The sequence below is a fragment of the Parahaliea mediterranea genome, from assembly GCF_003402235.1.
GTDB classification, from domain to species: Bacteria; Pseudomonadota; Gammaproteobacteria; order Pseudomonadales; family Halieaceae; genus Parahaliea; species Parahaliea mediterranea.
This window is the reverse complement of sequence record NZ_QEWO01000001.1, coordinates 812,855-833,364: the sequence shown is the minus strand read 5'-3', so window position 1 is coordinate 833,364 and position 20,510 is coordinate 812,855. Positions and strand designations below refer to the sequence as shown.

The following is a 20,510-nucleotide window of genomic DNA, read 5'->3' as shown; positions in this document are numbered from 1 at the left end:
CCGCATGGCTTTTTATGACCGGCTAGCGGCGGGTTTATGGCGGGCCCAGGGCTGGTGAGTGCGCCCAGAGAGAATTGCGCGGGAGTAGCGATGCCCCAGTCCCTCACTGTGAACAGGGCCGGTTTGCGGCCAAACTCCGGCCGGCGTCCTGGCACTGTGCCGCGCCTTGCAATGGCCCGGCCCAGGTCGGTGACGATGGCGTTGGCAATGATGCTGTGCTGCGCGCTGCTGGCAGGCTGTTCCAGCCGCTCCATCGAACAGCACGGGCCGGCCCTGCCGGGCTACGCCTTGCCGCCGGCGCAAAGCGGTATCCTGGCGGCACTGGCGGATGACATCACCCGCCAGCACGGCGAGCAGTACTCCGGCTTTCGTATTCTCGACAGCAACTATTCCGGCCTGTACTGGCGCCTGGCGCTGATCGACTCCGCCACCACCTCCCTGGAGATCCAGACCTACCTCTGGTACCCCGATGCCAGCGGGCGCCTGATGCTGGAGCGGGTGGTGCGCGCCGCCCAGCGCGGGGTGCGGGTGCGGCTGATTCTTGACGACCTGCTGATGCAGGGCCACGACCAGCTGATTGCCAACCTACAGGCCCAGGAGAACATCGAGTTTCGTCTGTTCAACCCCTGGACCCAGCGCGACAGCCTGGTGCACCGGGCCGGCGAGATGGTGGCGCAGATGGAGCGGCTGAACACGCGCATGCACGACAAGCTGCTGATTGCCGATGGCCGCGCCGCAGTGATTGGCGGGCGCAACATTGGCGACCATTACTTCGGCCTGGCCGAGCCTTACAACTTCCACGACACCGACCTGCTGGGCATTGGCCCCATCGGCGAGCAGGCCAATGTCATGTTTGACAAGTTCTGGAACAGTCCCTGGGTGGTGTCGGCACAAAACCTGTCTACCGCGCCGGATGCCGCCAGCGCCAGCGCACAGTGGCAGGCCCTGGTGGCCGCCAATGCCGCCGAGCCGAAGCTGGCGCAATTGCCCCGCCAGCCAAAAGACTGGACGGCACAGCTGCGGGCCGAGGCGGCGGACCTGCGCATCGGCCGCAGCCAGCTGGTGTACGACGAAACCGGAACCAAGCAGATCGACCAGAACGTCCTGCCGCAAATGTTCAACTTTTTTGGCCTGGCCCAGCGTGAGCTGCTGATTATGAACGCCTATGTCATCCCCTCCACCAAGGTGATGGACTTCATGGCCGAGCTCACCGCGCGCGGGGTAAGCACCCGCCTGCTCACCAACTCCCTGGCCTCCCACGATGTGCCGGCGGTGAACAGCCACTACGAACCCTGGCGGGATGATTTTCTTGACGCCGGTGTGGCGCTGTATGAACTGCGCTCCGACCCGGCCATTGCCGCCACCGTGGTGGACTCGCCTCCGGTGCGGGCAACTTTTACCGGCCTGCACAGCAAAACCGCCGAGGTGGACCGGCGCTATGTGTTCATCGGTTCCATGAACTTTGACCCGCGCTCGGCACGCATCAACACCGAGATGGGCGCCTTTGTGGACTCCCCGGCGCTGGCCCAGGACATGGCCGCCATCATCGAGCGCGACATGCAGCCCGAGAACGCCTGGCAGGTACTGCGCAACGATGCCGGCCAGTTGTACTGGCGCAACAGCGAAGAAACGGTGGATCGGCAGCCGGCCCGGGATGGCCTGCAGCGGGTGATGAACCTGTTGATGAAACTGGGGCCCCAGGACCAGTACTGAGCATGATGAGACAGCGGCGTGGCAGGGTAGGCACAGCCGGCCAGCGTAGCTGGCGCTGTGCGCTGCTGGCGGCCCTGTTCACAGCCCTGCTGGGCGCCTGTAGTTTGCAGGGTTACCACAGCGGCACCCTGAACGAACAGGCCGGCTTTATCGCCCGTGGCGTGAGCCAGCACCAGGGCCCCGTGCGGGTTACCGCTGCCGTGCCGGATGCCGGTGAAACCCGGGCGCTGACGGGCCTTGACCTGTACCAGCAGGGCATTCAGCCCCTGTGGCTGCAGGTGCAGAACAACAGCGAGCACACCCTGCGCCTGGCCCTGGCCAGTATCGACCCGGATTACTTCTCGCCCATTGAAGTGGCCTACATGAATCGGTCGCGCTTTAGCGCGCAGGGCTACCACGACATGGAAGCCTGGTTCAATCGCCACGGCATGGTGCGCAGCATTGCCCCTGGCGAGCGGCGCAGCGGGCTGGTGTTTACCCATCTCACGCCCGGCACCAAGGCCTTCAATCTCGACATTTACGCCAGCCAGCGCGCCTGGAACTTCACCTTCTTTGTGCCCCTGCCGGGCTTCACCGCCGATTACCGCGTGGTGAACCTGGATGTGCTGTATGCACCAGCGGCCATGCAGACCTTCGACGAGGCGGGCCTGCAGCGCTGGCTGGAGCAGGGCGCTGCCTGCTGCGCCACCGGGCCCGATGGGGCGGGCGATGGCGGCCCGCTCAACGTTGCCGTGGTTGGCACACCGCTGGCCGTGCGGCGGGCCCTGTTTCGTGGTGGCTGGCGCGAAACCCAGGCTGATAGCGCCGACACCCGCCAGGCGCGCCAGCACCATTTTCAAGGGCGCGCGCCGGATACCATCTTCCTGCTGGAGCGCGGCGACAGCAACGAGCGCCTGCAATTGCACCTGTGGCGTGCCCCCTGGAATGTTTCCGGCGAGCCGGGCTGGATAGGCCAGGTGGTTTATCGCCGCCTGCAGTCCGGGCGCGTGCTGCCGGGCCTGGAGGAGTGGCTGGGCAGCCGTGGGCAGTTGTCACTGTTCGCCAAAGAGAGCGTAGAGGCCGACGTGGATACTGCCCATCGCTTTTTGATGCAGAACCTGTGGTACAACCAGAGCCTGAAGGCGGCGGGTTTTGTGGGCGGTGTCGGGGTGTCCGACGCCAATGCCCCGCGCACAACCTTCGACGGCTTCCCCTACGTGACCGAGGGCTTTCGGGCTGTGCTGTTCCTGTCGGAACAGCCGGTGGCGATGGACCGCACGCGCCTGCTTTACGCCCCCGAGGGCTGGCGTCCCGAAGAGGGCCGGCCATGAGGCGGTGGGCATGGCTTGTCACCTGCCTGCTGCTGGGGGCGCCGCTGCTGGTGCAGGCCCAGGCGCAATCCCAGCCTAACCCCTGGACGCCCGGCGAGGCCGTGCCGCCGCCCAACGACCGGCTGCACCGCCAGCAGCAGGGCAACCTGGTGTTGACCTCTGCCGTCGCCAGCGCCGCCGAGGCCGAGGCGGTGTTTGGCGCCGACCTCTACCAGCGCAACATCCAGCCAGTATGGCTGCAGGTGGAGAACCGCGGTTCGCGCACCCTCATCCTCACGCCCTACGGGCTCGACCCGGCCTACTTCAGCCCGCGCGAATCCGCCCAGCGCCTGCGCGGCAACGCGGCGGCCGGCGGCGGGGTGTCCAGCACGGCCTTTGAACGCCGCGCCATCAATCGCCTGCAGGTGCCGGCGGGCACCACGCTGTCGGGCTATGTGTTTACCCGGGTCGACGAGGGCACCAAGTCCTTTAATGTGGATGTGGTTGGCGATGGCGAGCCCTATCTGATGACCTTCGTGGTGCCGGTGCCCGGCCTGCAGCTTGACCACCACCAGGTGGATTTGTCATCGATCTACCAGGCAGATGACTGGCAGGACGTGGACTTGCCCGGGTTGGTGGCGGCCCTTGAGCAAATGCCCTGCTGTGTGCGCGACGCCGCGGGCGTTGACAAAGGCGACCCCCTCAACCTGGCCTTTGTGGGTGACGTGGCCGACCTGTACTACGCCTTTTTGCGGGCCGGTTGGGATGAAACAGAAACCATCTACGCCGCATCTCTGTGGAAGACCGCCAAATCCGCTGTTGCCGGCGGGCGCTATCGCTACTCTCCGGTCAGTGCTCTTTATGTGTTCGGCCGCCCACAGGATGTCGCCTTCCAGCGCGCCCGGGGCAGCATCAACGAGCGCAACCACTTCAGGCTGTGGCTCACGCCCCTGCGCCACAAGGGCAAGCCGGTGTGGCTTGGGCAGATCAGCCGGGATATCGGCGTGCACCTGACCTGGCGCACTGTTACCACCCACAAGATCGACCCCGACGTGGACGAGACCCGCGAATACCTGCTGGAGAACCTGGCCTATGCCCAGGCGGTCAGCGCCTTTGGCTATGTGGGCGGCGTGGGCCCCGCTCCCTACAACGCCCCCCGGGGCAATCTGACCGGCGACCCTTACTTTACCGACGGCCGCCGCCTGCTGTTCTGGATCAGCCGCGAACAGACCGCCATCGATGACATAGAAGTGCTGGACCTGGCGCCGTATTCCAGCCAGGTGCTGCATTAATGCGCTCAGGCAGCCGGCGCTGCCTCAGTGAACAGTGACGATTACAACGTCCTGCCTCACCTTTCCCTGTGCATCCACCAGGAACCACTCGTGAGTGAGCGCCGTGCTCCCGTCTGCAAGGGTGTCCTCTGTAAGGGCAATGGGGTGTTGAAGTTCCAGGCCCACGCTCCAGAGTGTTTCCAGCACCCGATGGCGGCCGGGAATCACAGTTTTTGACACACGATGTTTGCCCCGGCTTTTGAGCCGGGATTGCTCGGGTGTGAGAAAGGGCGCCTTCACGTACGGGGAATCCGGCGGTGGGTTTTGCTTGAAGTGCATCACCTTGCGCAGCGCGGTGTGCCTGTCGTCCGGGTGGGATAAATCAAGCGTTGCGGTGAGCGGCAATGCCCCCTGGATTTGCAGTATTCGTCGGGTGGCAGCGCTCACGATCAAGGTCAGTGGCATGCGCACCTGGGCATCGCCCGCCCACAGGTAAATGCGGTAGTGGTCAGCGTCCTGGTGGGATACTTTATCCGCCACCCTCAGGGTGTCTTGCGCACTGAGTCCGTACAAGCGGGACAGGGTGGGCAGGATGATGGCAAGGTCACCAACATCCTGTATCTCGACATCCTTGATCGGGTAGGGCACGGCGGGCAGCGCCGTGTAGGTGACGCCGTGTTGCTCGAACCGCTCCACCCATCCGTCAGGCAGCGTGTAGGCACTGCCTGGTGAGCCCTGGCGCACGGCGGTGTCGGTGTTCGATGCCGCGTCACCGGCCTGATCTTCTACTGCTCCTGCTCCTGCTCCTGCTCCTGCTCCTGCTCCTGCCCCTGTCACAAGCGCAGCCAGCACAACCAGCCAGCGTGGCAGGCCCGGCGCAGCAAGCGGTGGTTGCCTGCGCGGGGCGGGTTGCGTTGTTGAGAGCCGGTTGTTCATGTGCCCGGCTAGAATACAAGCGAATCCGAGACGGGCCCCTGGATGCTTATGTTGGTGCCCTCAACGGATAGCGGATACTGGATGTCCACTCCCAGCGGAACCAATGGCAGGACAATGCCCTCGCCGTTTTCTGCCGTCAGGCATTCGCGCTCTGCGCTGTCCCAGGTGGTTGTCCAGGCCTTGCGCGAGGGGCTCTCCACCGGGTCGGGGATGTACAGTTGTGCGCCGGCCCCCACCACCAGCGGCAGGGGCGTGTCCGGCCCCGCCACTGCGCCAAGGGTCGGCCCTGAGCTTTGCAGGATCAGTGCCGGCACGTCATCGGATGAGCACCTTGGGTTGGTGTGGCCCAGGTTATTTTTCGCGTTGGACACCTTGATCATCATGCTGCCATCAAACTCAATCGGTAGACGGTAACGTTGCGCATAACCCTTCAGGCGAATGTTAATACCCTGCCAGTGGGTCCAGTTTTCGGGCGGGAGCCCTTCGCCGGGGGCAATCGTGCCGATGAGGCGGCCGCGCGCGTCGCTCACCCGTGGGTTGCCGTCCTGAAAGGCTTGCAGTGCAGCCCGTTCCTTGCTGCCTATGCGTTCAAAGCGCGGGACAAGATAGAAAGCGGCATCCGATTCAATGATCGACATCAGCGCGGGATTGTCGGCAAAGTTCTCTGTGCTCAAGGAACAGGCTGCTGTCATACCGCCGCACAGGTAGCGGGGTCCCGCTTGCCATTCCTTAAAGCGGTAGTTGGGATGGGATGCCACCCCCGAGAAGCGATCGCGGAAGTAAATATCGAGAACATCAAACTCACAGAGTTCACCCGCCGGGCAATTCCGCACGTTGGATTCTGAAGCCACCCCGCCCACGTTGTGCGACAGCACGACAATCTTGCAGCCCGCCAGCAGGTAGGCGAGCGCGGCTAGCAGTAGCCATTTTGCACAACGGAAATTTGCCATGAATGCTCTCCCGGGTGGTCCTTTGGTGTTATCGCACGGCTAGTCAGCCAATGCCAGACTAAAGCGCTCCCGGGGGAAGTGCACATGCAGGGTGCCTGCCTCGGGGCTTTGCCTGCGCAGGATGAAGCGCCCCGGCAGGCTGGCCACCAGTTCGCCGGTCACCGCCTCCTGGGCGTAGTCGGATGGTGCAATGCACACGGTGCGGCCGAGGTGCGTGTGCTGTTCGGTGTGCTCGGCCAGGGGGCGGGGCGTGTTGTCGCGGGCGGCGGCCAGGCAGTCGCTGGCGGTGATGGCAAGTGCATCGTTGCGGTGCAGGTGGTTGATGCGCCCGGCCCAGTCGGCCACAGCGGGGTGGCCGCCCAGCAGGGTTTTGCCGCCCACCTCGGTGGCAAACCACAGGCCGTGCCAGGCACTGAAGTCCATGATGCCCGGCTGCTCGCCGTGCAGGTAGGGGGCTGCAAGGCGCGCTTCGAGCTCGTCGAGATGGGCCTGCAGGGTTGCCGCGCCGTCTGCCGGTGGCAGCACGGCGGCGTTCATTTTTGCGCGCATGGCCTTGCGGTCACCTAGCAACCGCAGCAGGCCCAGGGGGCCGACATCCGCCACCACCTTGCGCACCAGCGGCCAGCCGGTTGCCTTGCCAACCAGGGTGAAGAACACGCCCAGTTCCGCCTTGTCCACAAAGGCCTGCTGCTCGCTGTCCAGGGTGGCGGGCGACAGGCTTGCCCGCCCGCTGAGAGCGGCAATCTCTTCGCAGATGATGCGCGAGTCGCAGAAGATATCCGCGCCCAACTGCGCCACCGGAATGCGCCGGTAGCCGCCGGCCAGGGCATCGACCAGCGGCCGCGGCGGCATGGGCGTGGTGGTGGCCGAGCGCCAGGGCAGCTCGGCATAGCCGAGCATGGCGCGGATTTTTGCCGCGAAGGGCGAGATGGCGTAGTGGTGCAGGATAAAGTCGGTCATGTTGTTGCTCTTTTTTATGGACGATGAACGGCCCCGTTGCCTGTGTGGCGGGTGGCTGGTGCGGGCAGCGCCTGGGTACAGGGTAGCACCGCCGGGCGGCGGGCAAACCTGTCAGTTCTGGTCTACGCTGTGGAGGTTAAACACCTGCGCGCGCAGGGGAAGGCCATTGCGAAACCGGCTTGCCACAACACCGTGCCTGCTGCTGGCGGCGACGCTGCCAGCCACGGGGGCTGCTGGTCGGGCCGTGGTCTTTACAGTGGTCTTTACAGTCGCCTTTACAGTAGCCCTGATTCTCGCTGCCGCCCGGGCCGAAGGCGCCCACCCCAACAATTCCATCCTGCCACAGGCGAGCCCTCCAACCCGCTATGGCCTGACCCTGCTGCGTGCCGATGCGCAGCCACCGGTGGCTGCGCCGCCGCAAGCGCCACCCGCGCCGGGTGATGGTGATGCCTATCGCGCCCGGGTTGAGGCATTGGAACTGCGCGGCGGGCCCTATGCCCCGGCCCTGGTGGAGCCGCTGCAGGCCCTGGGCCAGAGCCTGCAGGCCCAGGGGCGAACGCAGCAGGCACTGGGCCATTATCGCCGGGCGCTGCACCTGCAGCGGGTGAATGCCGGCCTGTACGACGCGGCCCAGGTACCCCTGCTGCAGGCTCTGGCCGAGAGCCAGCTGGCCCTGGGGGATAGGGCCGGGGCCGACCGCACCCGCGACCGCTTATACCGGGTGCAGCAGGCCAACCTGGCTCCGGGCAGTGCAGCGATGGTGCAGGCGGCCATTGAGCATGCCGAGTGGAAGCGCTCGGCCTACCTGGCGGGTGAGGGCGCTGCCAACTACCAGCGTCTGCTGGCCATGCACCGCACCCCGGATGAACTGGCCGAGCGCCTGGCTGGGGAGTCGCCGGACGATCCGGCCCAGTTACCCTATCTGTACCAGCGCATGCGGGCGGAGTATCTGTTGTCGCGCTATGAAAGCGAGCCCCGGGCGATAACCGGCCGCTTCGGCTATGGGCCGCTTCGCCATCCTGCCAGTGGCTTTTCGCCCGGTGCCTATGCGGCCAGCGCCAACGCGCCCGGCCGGTATGTGCCCCGCATCGCCGCCGCCGGCACCCACATCCCCGGCACTTATGCAGCCGGCACATATGAACCAGGTACGAGCCTGGATGCCGAGGCCTTCCGCCTGCTGCGCAAGCACAACTTCCGCAATGGCCGTAAGACCCTGGAGCGGATTATCCACGTGCTGCAGCAGCAGCCAAAGGTAGACGCCGCCGAACTGGCCCGGGCCCATGTGGCGCTGGGCGACTGGTTTATGTGGTGGCACCAGCCGGCGCGGGCCATTGGCGCCTATGAGCAGGCCTGGCAAGTCTCCGGTGGCGCCGCCGGGGCCTGGTTTGCAACGCCAGTAGAGCTGCCGGCGGATGCCGTGTTCCAGCCACCGCTGCCAAGCGGGGAGGGCAACCTTAACGCCCGCGCCCGGGTGCGCTTTGATGTGTCGCGCATTGGCCAGGTGCGCAATATCGAATTTGTTGCGGTGGAGGTGCAGGTGGATACGCAAGCGCAGGAGGTGACAAAGGAGAAGCCGAAGGCAGGGCCAGTGACCAGCACAGAGGCCAATACAGAGGCCAATACAGAGGCCAGCGACAAACGCGAAACCGCGCGCCTGGCCCTTTACCGCCTGCTGCACGATGCGCGCTTTCGTCCCCTACTGCAGGACGGTGAGGCGGTGGCTGCCACCGGCATCGAGCGGGAATACCGCTTTGCCTATTGACCCAACGGGATAGAACAATCATCAACACAGGGAGTGGTTTATGTATCGTCGTCAGTTTGTGGGGGCGGGCCTTGCCGCCTGGTTGGCTGGGCAGGGCATGTCGGCGCGGGCGCTGGCCGGCGTTTATGCCGGTTTGCAGGCGGTGGATGCGGACGTTCAGGCCCTCACCCTCGACCAGCGGGAACAAATCATTCCACGCTCTGTGGCCCAGGGCCTGGCCGACAGCCTGCGCGGCCGCCTGCTGCTGCCGGGCAAGGCCGGGTACGATACGGCGCGACAGGTGCTGAACCCGGCCATCGACAAACACCCGGCACTGATCGTGCAGCCCAGCGGGGCCAGCGACGTGCAGTCGGCGGTGCAGTTTGCCGCCGCCAATAATCTGGTGATTGCGGTCAAGTGCGGCGGCCACAGCTTCTCGGGCAAATCCACCTGCGACGGTGGGCTGTTGATTGACTTGTCCAGCTATCGCAACGTGCAGGTGGATGCCACCCGCAAGCTGGCCTATGTCACCGGCGGCAGTCTGTTGGGGGCAATGGATCATGAATGCATGGCCCGGGGCCTGGTGACCACCGCCGGCACGGTGTCGCACACTGGCGTGGGTGGCCTGGCCACTGGCGGCGGTTTTGGGCGGGTGGCGCGCCGTTTCGGCCTTGCGCTGGACAACATTCGCGCCGTGGACGTGGTGAGCGCCGACGGCCAGCTGCACCACGCCAGTGCCGAGCACAACCGCGAGCTGTACTGGGGCGTGCGCGGCGGGGGTGGCAATTATGGCGTGGTTACCCACTTCGCCTTTGGCCTGCATCCCATGCAGCGCCAGGTGATTGGCGGCTCGCGCATTTACCCGCTCGATAGGGCGCGCCAACTGCTGACGCTTTACGCCGAGCATTCGATGCGCGCCCCGCGCGAACTCTATCTGGATTGCAGCGTGGGATACCCGCCCGGGGGCGGGCCGGGCTTTGCCTCCCTTGACCTCTGCTACAGCGGCCAGGCGGCGGGTTTCGAGGCGGCCATGCGCCCCTTCGAGGCGCTGGGTGAGCCGCTCAGGGACAGCGTGGCCAGTGTCGATTACGTGGGCCTGCAGCGCAGCACCGATCTGTCGGACCCACGGGCCATGGTGTCCTACGTGAAGGACGGCTTTGTCGAGGGCATCACCCCTGCGCTCATCGACAGCATTCTGGATGGCCTGCAGGGCAACCCGGACCGCTTCACCCAGTGCTACTTCCAGCACGCCGGCGGCGCCATCGGCGACGTGGACCCCACGGCGACGGCCTTCTCCCAGCGCTACGCCAGCCACGACCTGATGGTGATCCTGGCCTGGCCGCCGCAGGCCGATGCCGAGGCCCACACCGCCTACATTCGCAGCTACTGGGCTACGCTGGAGCCACACACCCGCGGCTACTATTCGGTGGTGGCGGAAGACAAGGCAGGCACCGCGGCCATTCGGGCCAATTTCGAGGGTAACTTCCAGCGCATGGTGGCGCTCAAGGATCGCTACGACCCGCGCAACCACTTCCGCCTTAACGCAAATATCAAACCGTCGGCGCCGAGTTGAGGGCAGGGCGTTCCGTTGTGTGGCAGATTGCTATACAGTCGTACAGTGACAGTCTGAAAGCCACCATAACAACAGCGGAGACCCACCATGCTCAGTCGCCTGGACGATTACCCGATCCACCAGACCGCCGAACCCATTGCCCTGACCGCCAGCAGCGACCGCTGCGCCTACGACCGCTACTGGTACAACGGCCACGACAGGGACGGCGGCTTTTACTTTGGCGTGGTGCTGTGTCGCTACCCCAACCTCGGCATTATGGATTGCAGCCTGAGCGTTGCGGTGGACGGCCAGCAGTACGCCTTCCACGGCTCGCGCCGCGCCCCGGTGGAACCCACCGAAACCGAAGTGGGGCCCTTCAAGCTGGAGATTCTGGAGCCCATGGGGCGCCACCGGGTGAGCATTGCCGACAACGAAACCGGCATCAGCTGCGACCTCACCTTCACCCCGCGCACCGCCTGCATTGAAGAAGGGCGCCAGACCCTGCGCAACGAGCGCCACATGATCATGGACGCCACCCGCCTGGACCAGTTTGGTTTCTGGCAGGGCTGGATTCGCTTCGACGGCCGCGAGGTCAAAGTGGACGGGCGCAGCACCCTGGGCCTGAAAGACCGCTCCTGGGGCATCCGCCCGGTGGGCGAGAGCTACCCGGGCGGCGCGCCCATCGCCAGCTTCAAGGCTACGCACTTCTGCTGGTTGCCGGTGCACTGGGAGGACGAATGCACCCTGGCCGGCTGGTTCGAGGACGACGCCGGCCACCAGTGGCACACAGACCAGTGCATCCTGCCGCACTACCCGCAGATGGCCGACATTCCGGGCACCAATGACCCGGCGGCCAAGGTCTGGCACGGGGAGGTGGGCCACGCGCTGGATTTCATCCCCGGCACCCGCCGCGCGCGCAGCGCCACCATCACCATGCGCGACCGCAGTGGCGAGAGCCGCGAAATTACCGTGGAACCGCTGATGCTGCACCGCATGAAGGGGCTGGGTTACCAGCACCCCGAGTGGGGCCACGGCAAATGGCACGGCGAGTTGGTGATTGCCGGCGAAAGCTGGCGCGAGACCGACCTGGACCCGCTGGCGCTGGAGAATATTCACGTGCAGCAGGTGGTGCGTGCCACCTGTAACGGCAAAGTGGGCCACGGCGTGCTGGAGCAGATGCACATCGGCCCGTCCAGCAGCTACGGGTTCAAGGACTGGTTTGATGGCGCGGCCTGACAGCGCTAGAAGGGGAGCATCATGGCAGTGAGTGCTGCGCGATGGGGTAAATACCTGCTGATTGCCGTGGTGTTGCTGGTGCTGGCGGGCCTGGGGACGGTCTACGCCATCGGCGCCTGGAACCTGCTGTTCACCAACACCGACCACGACACCCAGCCGCCGGCCATCGCCGCGGACCTGGGCTCACCGGCGGTGCTGGTGTTCAGCAAAACCAACGGCTTTCGTCACCGGGACGGCATCAGCGGCGGCCTGAAAGCCATAGAGGCGATTGCCGGGCAGCGCGGCTGGGCCGTGTTCGCCACCGAAAACGGCGCGGTGTTCAACGAGCAGGACCTGTCGCGCTTTGCCACGGTTGTCTTCCTTAACGCCACCGGCGATATGCTGAGCCACCCCCAGCGGGAGGCGTTTCGCCGCTGGTTTGAACGAGGCGGTGGCTGGGTGGGTGTGCACGCCGCCGGCGATGGCTCCCACCGCTTCTGGGGCTGGTACCTGGAGCACCTGGTGGGGGCGGAGTTTACCGCCCACATCCTGGGGCCGCAGTTCCAGGTGGCCACTGTAGAGAGGGAGGCGCCCGACCACCCGGTGAATCGCGGTTTGCCCGCGCGCTGGGAGCATGGGGAGGAGTGGTATTCCTGGGCGCGCAGCCCGCGCAGCAAGGGCTTTACCATTCTGGCCACGGTGGATGAAGACAGCTACACCCCGGTGCAGAAGTTCCTCAACCACGAGCGCGACCTGCGCATGGGCGATCACCCGGTGGTGTGGGCCAACTGCGAGGGCAAGGGTCGGGCTGTGTACACCGCCATGGGGCATCGGGCCGAGGCCTTTGATGCGCCCAACGTGCAGCGCCTGTTGGAGAACGCGATGGACTGGACCATGGGCCTGACCGAGGGCGGCTGCTAGTCAGTCACCGCCGAAGGGAGGGCGCATGCCACTGCAGAGCACGTCGGTGACGTGCTCGGTGTCCATATATTCTTTCAGCTTCAGCAATTTGCCGTTCTGAAATTCGAACAGAAAGTGGTAGTCGTTTTCGTAGCTCTGGCCGGATACGTGCTCGCCCTGGCTGGAGGCTTCCACCGCTACCTTCTCGCCCTCGGCCACCATGTCGTGAACAATAAAGCGCAGGCCGTCGGGGAACACGGTAAAAATCTTGCCGATGGCGTCGTGCAGTTCGCTGTAGCCGGCCTCGCCGGAAATCAGCGTATTGCCCATGGTTTGCACGCTGCCCTCGGGGGAATAGGCGTCCACCACGGCGTTTACATCGCCTGCGTTCAGCGCCTCAAAAAATTGTCTGACAATGGTTTTATTGGTTTGTTCTGTGCTCATGTTGGCGCGCCCCCGTGCTGCTGCCCCCCGTTGCTTCCCTGCATGATAGCCCCCGTGCGCGGTGCTGCCACGCCCGGGGGTTCAGCATTCTGAGCCGCAGTGCAGCTTGTTTTTACTAGCGATTGCGGCCGAGCCGTTCGTGGGCGTCAACCCATTCGTTGCGCCGGGTGGTCTTGTCCACGCGGCTGGCGGCGCCCAGTGACAGCTCGCCGGCTACCACCAGCGCGGCGGCAATTTCCGCCAGCTTCAGCGCCTTGCCGGGGCCGTAGCAGTCCATGATTTCCAGGCATTCGCGCTGGGTGGGCAGGGCGGTGCCGCCGCCGTAGGTGGCCACGATCAGCGCCGGCAGGGTGATGGAAAAATGGTAGTCGCCGCTGCGCGTTACCTTGTTGTAGGTGGTGCACTGGTTGGATTCGCCGATGTTGGCGATGTCCTGGCCGGTGGCCAGGTACAGCGCCGCCAGGCCATTGGCCGGGTGGGCGGCATTGTTGGAGGAGTCGGTCAAAAAGGCGCTGAGGGTACTGATGCCCTGGCCGTAGTGCATTTGTTCGGGGGTGATGCGCAGGTTGTCGATCAGCACCTGCCGGGGAATGGTGATCTCGGCGGTGACGCGCCGGCCGCGGCCCTTGAGCAGGTTGACGGACGAGGTTTTTTTCTCGGTGTCGAAGTTGCCCGACAGCAGGTAGTGGGACAGTGCCGGGTATTCGCTGTTGATCCATTCGCAGGCGGCAAAGGTGGCCTTGCTGGTCATGTTCTGGCCGGCGGCGTCGCCGGTGCTGTAGTCGAAGCGGGTAAAAACCATATTGTGAGCAATGTAATGCTCAATCTCGCGCAGCTTGCCGACGCTGGTGGTGGCCTCGGCCACGGCGCGGATACGCTCGCTGTTGCCCACCAGCCACCGTTCAAAGTCGCGGGCGTCGCGGGCGTTCTTGAACACAAACACCGGGGCCCGCTGCATGGCTTCGCCGCACACGGTGGTCATTACGCCGCCGCTTTCGCGGATCACCTTCATGCCGCGGTTGTAGCTGGCCAGCATGGTGCCCTCCACGGTGGCCATGGGCACGTAAAAGTCGCCCTGGGCATGTTCACCGTTGACCCGCAACGGGCCGGCCAGTCCAACCGGCACCTGGGCCACGCCGAACAGGTTTTCGATGTTGCCGGACATGACCGCCGGGTCAAAGGAGTAGCGGCGGGTGTGGTCGAGCCTGGCGGCGGTGTTGTCCTCGATGAATTGCTGGCGCTGTGCGATGGCATCGGGGCTGTAATCGGCGTCCGGGGAACGGGGGATGGATTTGCTCACGGTGACTCCACAGTTTGCGGCCGGCCCTGCCAGCCATTTTTAGAAGAATGGGTATGGATAACGGAAAGCAAGTTACCGCGCCAGAGCCCATTGGTCAATGCTGGGGTTTGGCTGGGGTTTGGCTTGGGCTTGGCTTGGGCTTGGCTGGAGGAAGGCGCCCGCCTGGGCAGGACGAGGACGGGAAGAGGGCAGGTAGCGCCTGGCCGCCCGCGGGCGAGCGAGCCGCAGGTGGCTGCGGCTCAGGCCGCGCCGGGGCTGAGGTGCTGGCGAATCACGTTCAGGAATTCGGCGCCGTACTTGTCCAGCTTGCGCTCGCCCACGCCGGAAATATGGGCCATTTCCGCCAGGTTCTGGGGCAGGGCTTCGCACATTTCCTGCAGGGTGCGATCGGCAAAGATGATATAGGGCGGCACGCCCTGTTCTTCCGCCAGGCTGCGGCGGCAGTCGCGCAGCGCCTCCCACAGGCCCACGTCGATTAACTCGGGCAAGGGCCCTTTGGTGTGGCGTTTGGCTGTTTTTTGCGGCAGGTCCCGGCGCAGGTCAAGGCGCTCTTCGCCGCGCAGCAGGGGGCGGCATTTTTCCTGCAGTCTCAGGGCGCCGTAGGCCATGTCCACGCTCAAATAGCCCCGGGCCACCAGCTGGCGGAACACCGAGCGCCACTGGTTGCCGTCCAGGTCCTTGCCAACGCCAAAAGTGGGCAGGTCGCGGTGGCCCAGTTGCTGCACGCGTTCGCTGTCGCTGCCGCGCAGCACGTCAATCAGGTGGCTCACGCCAAAGCGCTGGCCGGTGCGGTAGGCGGCAGACAGGGCCTTCTGGGCGGCCTCGGTGCCGTCCCAGGTGTTTACCGGGTTCAGGCAGGTGTCGCAGTTGCCGCAGGGTCCCGGCAGGCTGTCGCCAAAATAGTGCAGCAGGGCCTGGCGGCGGCAGCTGGTAATTTCGCACAGCCCGAGCATGGCGTTCAGGCGCTGCTGTTCGGCGCGCTTGTGCTCTTCGCTGCCCTCGGAGCCTTCCATCATCTGGCGCAGTTTCATCACATCCTGCAGGCCGTACACCATCCAGGCATTGGCGGCGCCGCCGTCGCGCCCGGCGCGGCCGGTTTCCTGGTAGTAGGCCTCGATGGTTTTGGGCATGTCCAGGTGGGCCACAAAGCGCACGTCCGGCTTGTCGATGCCCATGCCAAAGGCAATGGTGGCCACCATGATCAGCCCCTCCTCGCGCAGGAAGCGGGACTGGTGGGTGGCGCGCAGGCGGGCGTCCAGGCCGGCGTGGTAGGGCAGGGCGTTAAAGCCCTGCTGGCACAGCCAGGCGGCGGTCTCTTCCACTTTGTTGCGCGACAGGCAGTAGACAATGCCGGCATCGCCGGGGTGTTCCTCGCGCAGAAAGCGCAGCAACTGCTGGCGCGGGCTCTGCTTGAGGGCAATGCGGTAGCAGATGTTGGGGCGGTCGAAGCCGGCGATAAACTGCCGCGCTTCACCCAGGTCCAGCCGCTGCACAATCTCCGCCCGGGTGCGGGCGTCGGCGGTGGCGGTAAGGGCAATGCGCGGCACCGCCGGGAAGCGCTCGTGCAGCAGGCTCAGCTGCAGGTAGTCGGCGCGAAAGTCGTGCCCCCACTGGGAGACGCAGTGAGCCTCGTCGATGGCGAACAGGGCCAGCTCGGCGCGCTCCAGCAGGGCCAGGCAGCGCTCCTGTATCAGCCGCTCCGGGGCGATGTACAGCAAATCCAGCTGGCCTGACAGCAGGGCGCGCTCCACCGCCACCACTTCCTCCAGGGGCAGGGTGGAGTTCAGGAAGCTGGCGCGCACACCGAGCTGGCGCAGGCTGTCCACCTGATCCTGCATCAGGGCAATCAGGGGCGAGATCACTACCGCGCAACCGGGGCGCACCAGCGCCGGCACCTGGTAGCAGAGGGATTTGCCGCCGCCGGTGGGCATCAGCACCAGGGCATCGCCGCCGGCAATGACGGTGTCGACGATATCCTGCTGGTGGGCGCGGAAGTGTTCGTAACCGAAGACGGATTGCAGGGTGTGCAGGGCGGTGCTGGTGTCACTCATGGCGCGCAGTATACCGGAGCAGCCCGCCGCCGCTAATGGCTGATTGCCCCCAGTTGCCGGTTTTCAGTTGCGGGTTTTCAGCTCCCGGTTTTCAGCTGCAGTGCCCTGAGGATTTCGTTGCGCAGCTGGCGCGGGTCGATCACCCGGTCGAAGGCCATGGCGTCTGCCGGCACCCAGGCGCCGGCCTGCAGGGCGGCCATTTTTTCCGCCTCGCTGGCATCGGCGCCGCTGGCGGCGGCACCGCCGATGGCCGGCACGCCCCCCAGGCTCACGCAGGGCAGGGCCAGGCTCACGGTCTGGTGGTCGAAGGGGTTCATGCCCATTACCGAGCTGCCAAAGCCAAAGGCCTTGCGCAGGGTTACCACCACTTTGCGCCCGCGGTGGCGACGCTGGGCCAGGAACATGTGGCCGGCGGCGCGCAGCACGCCGCTCTGTTCCGAGGCAGGCCCCGGCATCACGCCGGGGTTGTCCACCAGGCTCACCAGGGGCAGGTTGAAGGCCGCCGCCACGCTCAGGAAGTGGCCGGCTTTTTCGGCGGCCTCGGCGGTGATGGCGCCGGCCTGCACCGCCGGCTGGTTGGCCAGCAGCAGGCAGGGGGTGCCGCCAATGCGGGCCAGGGCGGTGATGAGGTTGCGGCCGTAGTCCGGCTGCAGCTCCAGCAGGGAGCCAGCATCTACCAGAGTCTCCAGCACGCGCCTCATGTTGTAGGCCTGTTGCGGTACAGGTGGAATAATATCCAGCAGCTCGTCCAGTTCCCTCGTCTGCTTGGTGGGGGCGGCCTGATCCAGCGGCAGCGGGGCGCCGGCCCGGGCCGGCAGGTAGCCAAGGAAGCGCCGGGCCAGGTCCAGGGCCTCGGCCTCCGAGGCGCAGAGGTTGTGGGCCACGCCGCTCTGGCGGGTGTGCATGCCGGCGCTGCCCAGTTCCTGTGGGGTGACCTCGCGCCCCAGGGCCGCCGCCACCAGTGGGGGGCCGGCGCTGAACAGGGTGGCGCCCTCGCTCATGATGATGAGGTCGGCAAACATACCGGTGAGCGCGCCGTGGCCGGCGGAGCTGCCAAGCACCAGTGAAACCACCGGCACCTGGCCTTTCAGATCCGCCACCAGTTGCAGGTCGCCGGGGGCGTGGGGGTAGCGCTCGCCCTGGTTGCTGGCGCGCTCGCCGGCGCCGTCCAGCATCAATACCAGCGGCAGCTGCTGCTCCAGCGCCAGGCGCACCAGGCGGGCCCGCTTGGCGGCGTTGGGGTGGCCAATGGAGCCGCCCTTCACGGTAAAGTCCTCGGCCACCACCACCACCGGGCGCCCGTCGATATACCCGGTGCCGCCCACCAGGGCGTCGGCGGGCACCGGCGGCTCGCCGCCCGGGTGGTTGCCGCCGGCCAGGGCGCCGTATTCGCAGAAGCTGCCGGTGTCCAGCAGCTGGTCGATGCGCTCGCGCGCGGTGAGGCGGTTGCGGCTGTGCTGGCGGGCGATTTTATCCGGCCCGCCCATGGCGGTGGCGATGCCGTGGCGCGTATCGAGCTGCTCCAGCAGGGCGCTCCACAGGGTGCGCGAATCAGTCATGTTGGTGCCTGTACAGGAATGGGTTGTCGTTTGCCAGGGGTGGGCGGTTGCTTAAGTGTGGCCGGCGGTTCAAGCGTGGCCCGCAGCGCCGCTCAGGCTTCATCGGGCACGCCGTAGCGCTGCTGGTAGCGGGCAAAGTAGCGCCGCTCGGTGGCGCGCTCTTCGTCCACAGTGTAGCGGTGCTGGCCGAACTTGCCCCGGGGCTTGGCTTGCAGATAGGCAAGCATAGCCGCCCGGGTTTCGGCGCTCAGCGGCATGTCGAAGTGGCGGTAGATACGCTCGATGCATGCCAGTGGTTCGTCCATCAAATCCTGGTAGCGGGAATCGGCAATGTTGGCCTCGGGGATGATGCCGGCATCGCGCAGCGCCATCACGCGTTCCAGCCGCGCGGCGGTGGCCTCGCCCATGATGATGTTCTCGAACAGCTCGGCGTTGAAGGGCTGGTTGCTGCGCATGCGGTACAGGGTGCCCATCAGGCTGGTGGCCGAAGACATGCACTTAATGGGGTCGCGGTGGGTCTGCACGATGCGCGCGTCGGGGTAGGTGGCCAGCAGGGTGTCCAGGTGAACCTGGTGTTCCGGCGCTTTCAGCAGCCAGCGCCGGCGCGGGTTTTTCCACTGCAGGATCTGCAGGATACGCTTGTGCCAGGCGTACACCGGGGCAAAGTCGGCGCCGGCGCACCAGGCGGCGTAGCTCGGTGTCTGGTGCAGGGAGGCAATGTGATCGCTGATGAAACTGCCGGCCATCAGCAGGCCGCATTCGGCGGGAATGTCGCCGCGCATTTCGTGCATGCCGGCAAATTCCGGCGCCACCCGGTTCCACTGGGTGAACAGTTTGTCGGCCCAGCCGATGCGCGCATCGCTGTTGTAGCTGGCGGCCAGTGGCGGTGGGCAGGGTTGCAGGGCCTCCCACATTTGCGGCACGCCCACGTCGGCGTCCTGGGCGAGCAGCTCGAACAGGATGGAGGTGCCGGAGCGGGGCAGGCCGACAATCACCATCGGCGCGCGAATCTCCTCGTCCAGGATTTGCGGGTGGCGCTGCAGCAGGTCGGCCACCATCAGGCGGGTGCGCAGCCACAGGAAGATATCGTGGCGGGCCATCAGGCGGCCCATCAGGGTCAGTTCGGCTTCTTCCTCCAGCGCGCGCAGCAGCACCCGGAAGGGCTCGCGCCAGCCGTCTTCGCCAGAGTCGCCAGAGTTGCCACAGTCGCCAAAGTCGCTGAGGCCGGTGGCGCGGCGCGCCTGCGCCAGCAGGGACTCCTCGTCCAGTGGCACTACCGCGCTCAGGTCAAAGTAGCTGCCCTCGGTGTTCATGGCTACCAGCCAGTCGGGCTGGGGCGGTGCGGTCCAGTTGGGTTGGCTTGTCTGGCTCATGATGCTGCCTCCACCGGCTCAGGCACGAAAGCGCCGCAGAACGCCCCGGCGCCGCCCGGCGAGCTGTTCGCGCCGCGCCTTGGCGCTGATGCGTTTGGCATTGGCCGGCAGGTACTCCTCCAGCTCTGCCCGCTTCACCTGCTGGCACTGGGGCACCGGGCAGCTGCTGGCGCCCATCCAGCGGGTGGTGATGTAGCCCTCCACATGGCCAGAGGGATCGAGCCAGTTGGGCAGGCCCGGGTCGGTGTGGGATACCACCAGTAACAGCTCGCCATTGTCTTCCAACTGGGCGTGGTGGCAGTTGGTGCTGCACAGGCGGTAGCGGTAGTCCATGGTTTCCCACCAGTAGTTGCCGAACTCCACTGCCCAATAGTTGGCCTTGGGCGGGGTAACGCGCACGATCAGCGCCTCGTCCCGGGGCAGCTGCCAGTAGCAGATCAGCGGTTCGCCGCCGGGGGTGGCGTCGATCTTGTTGTCATCCAGCTGGCGGTAGGAGAGAAAGCGGTTGGGCTGGCACTGCCACTTGTCCAGCATGTCGGCCCAGTAGTGGGTGGAGTCCTTCACCCAGGCGGCGCTCGCGGCCAGGCCGCGCTGCAGGGTGTCGATGTCAAACTCAGGGGAGGGCAGGGCCTCGCCGTGGCGGTCGATGCGCGCATCCATCGGCGCTTCGTTTTCCCAGTCGGCAAAAAACTGTCGCACGGTCACGCGCCAGGCACCCGGTGTGGTTTTGATCCAGTTGCCGGGCATCGGCTCGGGGCCCAGGTGCACCTCGAAGTAGCCCTGCTCGTCCACATCGATCTGATGGTCGATAAGGTTGCCCACCACGCCGCCGCCCCAGGGGGTGGCGCCATCTTCGAGCACGGTGATGGCGAAGAATCTGGCGCCGCCGCGGTAGCCGCTGATGGTGTAGCTGTGCTCGCCGTTGATCGGGGCGCCTACGTAGAGGGCGTCGGTGTTGTCGCCGCCCTGTTTGCGCAGGGGGTCGAAGTAGCGCAGCAGTTCGGGGAAGTCGGGGTTGTTGTTTTCCAGGTTGAACTGCAAGCCCAGCGCGATATTGCGCGCTAGCATGCGCAGGCCCTTGGCGCGGTCGATGTCGTGGGCGGGGGTGGTGTCGCGAAAGATAATGTCGCCCGCTGCCTTGAGCTCATCGCAAAAGGCCGCCCAGGATTGCTTGAGGGCCGGATCGTTGGGGTTGTCGCCGTACATGCTGCTCGCCTCCCGAATGGTATGCCTGGCGGCATCATACTGCCGCCGGT

At 65.8% G+C, this 20,510-nt stretch carries 16 protein-coding genes; 7 read left to right on the top strand and 9 right to left on the bottom strand.

Going from position 1 to position 20,510, the window contains the following annotated elements; translation table 11 throughout:
* Positions 1 to 195 precede the first annotated feature (195 nt).
* Genes DDZ17_RS03615 through DDZ17_RS03605 form a run of 3 tightly spaced genes read left to right on the top strand, consistent with a single transcriptional unit; the run spans position 196 to position 4,294 of the window.
* Positions 196 to 1,713, top strand: a complete 1,518-nt coding sequence (locus DDZ17_RS03615; protein WP_170150142.1) for a phospholipase D-like domain-containing protein — start codon at positions 196 to 198, stop codon at positions 1,711 to 1,713.
* A gap of 2 nt (positions 1,714 to 1,715) precedes the next feature.
* Positions 1,716 to 3,023: a hypothetical protein gene (locus DDZ17_RS03610; RefSeq protein ID WP_116364554.1), complete on the top strand. Its 1,308-nt coding sequence runs from the start codon at positions 1,716 to 1,718 to the stop codon at positions 3,021 to 3,023.
* On the top strand, positions 3,020 to 4,294 hold the full coding sequence (locus DDZ17_RS03605) for an LssY C-terminal domain-containing protein (RefSeq protein WP_116364553.1): 1,275 nt from the start codon (positions 3,020 to 3,022) through the stop codon (positions 4,292 to 4,294). Before DDZ17_RS03610 ends, DDZ17_RS03605 begins: the two co-directional genes overlap by 4 nt.
* A 24-nt stretch (positions 4,295 to 4,318) precedes the next feature.
* On the opposite strand, the gene DDZ17_RS03600 is transcribed toward DDZ17_RS03605, so the two are convergent.
* The 3 genes from DDZ17_RS03600 to DDZ17_RS03590 are packed head-to-tail and all read right to left on the bottom strand — an operon-like array spanning position 4,319 to position 7,119.
* Positions 4,319 to 5,209 carry a hypothetical protein gene (locus DDZ17_RS03600; RefSeq protein ID WP_157976422.1) on the bottom strand — a complete coding sequence of 297 codons (891 nt, stop codon included), beginning with the start codon at positions 5,207 to 5,209 and terminating at the stop codon, positions 4,319 to 4,321.
* An 8-nt stretch (positions 5,210 to 5,217) separates the two neighbouring features.
* Positions 5,218 to 6,159 carry a hypothetical protein gene (locus DDZ17_RS03595; RefSeq protein WP_116364551.1) on the bottom strand — a complete coding sequence of 314 codons (942 nt, stop codon included), beginning with the start codon at positions 6,157 to 6,159 and terminating at the stop codon, positions 5,218 to 5,220.
* 39 nt (positions 6,160 to 6,198) lie between these two features.
* Positions 6,199 to 7,119, bottom strand: coding sequence for a glutathione S-transferase family protein (locus DDZ17_RS03590; protein ID WP_116364550.1), 921 nt, complete (start codon positions 7,117 to 7,119; stop codon positions 6,199 to 6,201).
* A gap of 256 nt (positions 7,120 to 7,375) precedes the next feature.
* Here DDZ17_RS03590 and DDZ17_RS03585 point away from each other — a divergent pair, with 256 nt between their 5' ends.
* From DDZ17_RS03585 to DDZ17_RS03570, 4 genes are all read left to right on the top strand, one after another.
* Positions 7,376 to 8,881, top strand: a complete 1,506-nt coding sequence (locus tag DDZ17_RS03585) for a tetratricopeptide repeat protein (protein WP_157976421.1) — start codon at positions 7,376 to 7,378, stop codon at positions 8,879 to 8,881.
* 40 nt (positions 8,882 to 8,921) lie between these two features.
* A complete protein-coding gene (locus DDZ17_RS03580; protein WP_116364955.1) occupies positions 8,922 to 10,433 on the top strand; it encodes an FAD-binding oxidoreductase in 1,512 nt (503 codons plus the stop codon).
* An 87-nt stretch (positions 10,434 to 10,520) separates the two neighbouring features.
* A complete protein-coding gene (locus DDZ17_RS03575) occupies positions 10,521 to 11,648 on the top strand; it encodes an Rv3169 family protein (RefSeq protein WP_116364548.1) in 1,128 nt (375 codons plus the stop codon).
* A gap of 21 nt (positions 11,649 to 11,669) precedes the next feature.
* Positions 11,670 to 12,548: a ThuA domain-containing protein gene (locus DDZ17_RS03570; protein ID WP_116364547.1), complete on the top strand. Its 879-nt coding sequence runs from the start codon at positions 11,670 to 11,672 to the stop codon at positions 12,546 to 12,548.
* Here DDZ17_RS03570 and DDZ17_RS03565 read toward each other — a convergent pair whose 3' ends face one another.
* The 6 genes from DDZ17_RS03565 to DDZ17_RS03540 form a co-directional block, all read right to left on the bottom strand.
* On the bottom strand, positions 12,549 to 12,971 hold the full coding sequence (locus tag DDZ17_RS03565) for a nuclear transport factor 2 family protein (RefSeq protein WP_116364546.1): 423 nt from the start codon (positions 12,969 to 12,971) through the stop codon (positions 12,549 to 12,551). It abuts the gene before it with no gap.
* Between the two features lie 115 nt (positions 12,972 to 13,086).
* On the bottom strand, positions 13,087 to 14,271 hold the full coding sequence (locus DDZ17_RS03560) for a hydroxymethylglutaryl-CoA reductase (protein ID WP_116364545.1): 1,185 nt from the start codon (positions 14,269 to 14,271) through the stop codon (positions 13,087 to 13,089).
* Between the two features lie 239 nt (positions 14,272 to 14,510).
* A complete protein-coding gene (gene recQ / locus DDZ17_RS03555; protein WP_116364544.1) occupies positions 14,511 to 16,322 on the bottom strand; it encodes a DNA helicase RecQ in 1,812 nt (603 codons plus the stop codon).
* 77 nt (positions 16,323 to 16,399) lie between these two features.
* The gene (locus DDZ17_RS03550) at positions 16,400 to 17,881 is read right to left on the bottom strand and encodes an acyl-CoA carboxylase subunit beta (RefSeq protein WP_116364543.1); all 1,482 of its coding nucleotides are present in this window, start codon (positions 17,879 to 17,881) and stop codon (positions 16,400 to 16,402) included.
* 92 nt (positions 17,882 to 17,973) lie between these two features.
* Positions 17,974 to 19,254 carry a sulfotransferase family protein gene (locus DDZ17_RS03545; protein ID WP_116364542.1) on the bottom strand — a complete coding sequence of 427 codons (1,281 nt, stop codon included), beginning with the start codon at positions 19,252 to 19,254 and terminating at the stop codon, positions 17,974 to 17,976.
* An 18-nt stretch (positions 19,255 to 19,272) separates the two neighbouring features.
* Positions 19,273 to 20,460, bottom strand: a complete 1,188-nt coding sequence (locus DDZ17_RS03540; RefSeq protein WP_116364541.1) for a DUF1214 domain-containing protein — start codon at positions 20,458 to 20,460, stop codon at positions 19,273 to 19,275.
* Between the last annotated feature and the right edge of the window lie 50 nt (positions 20,461 to 20,510).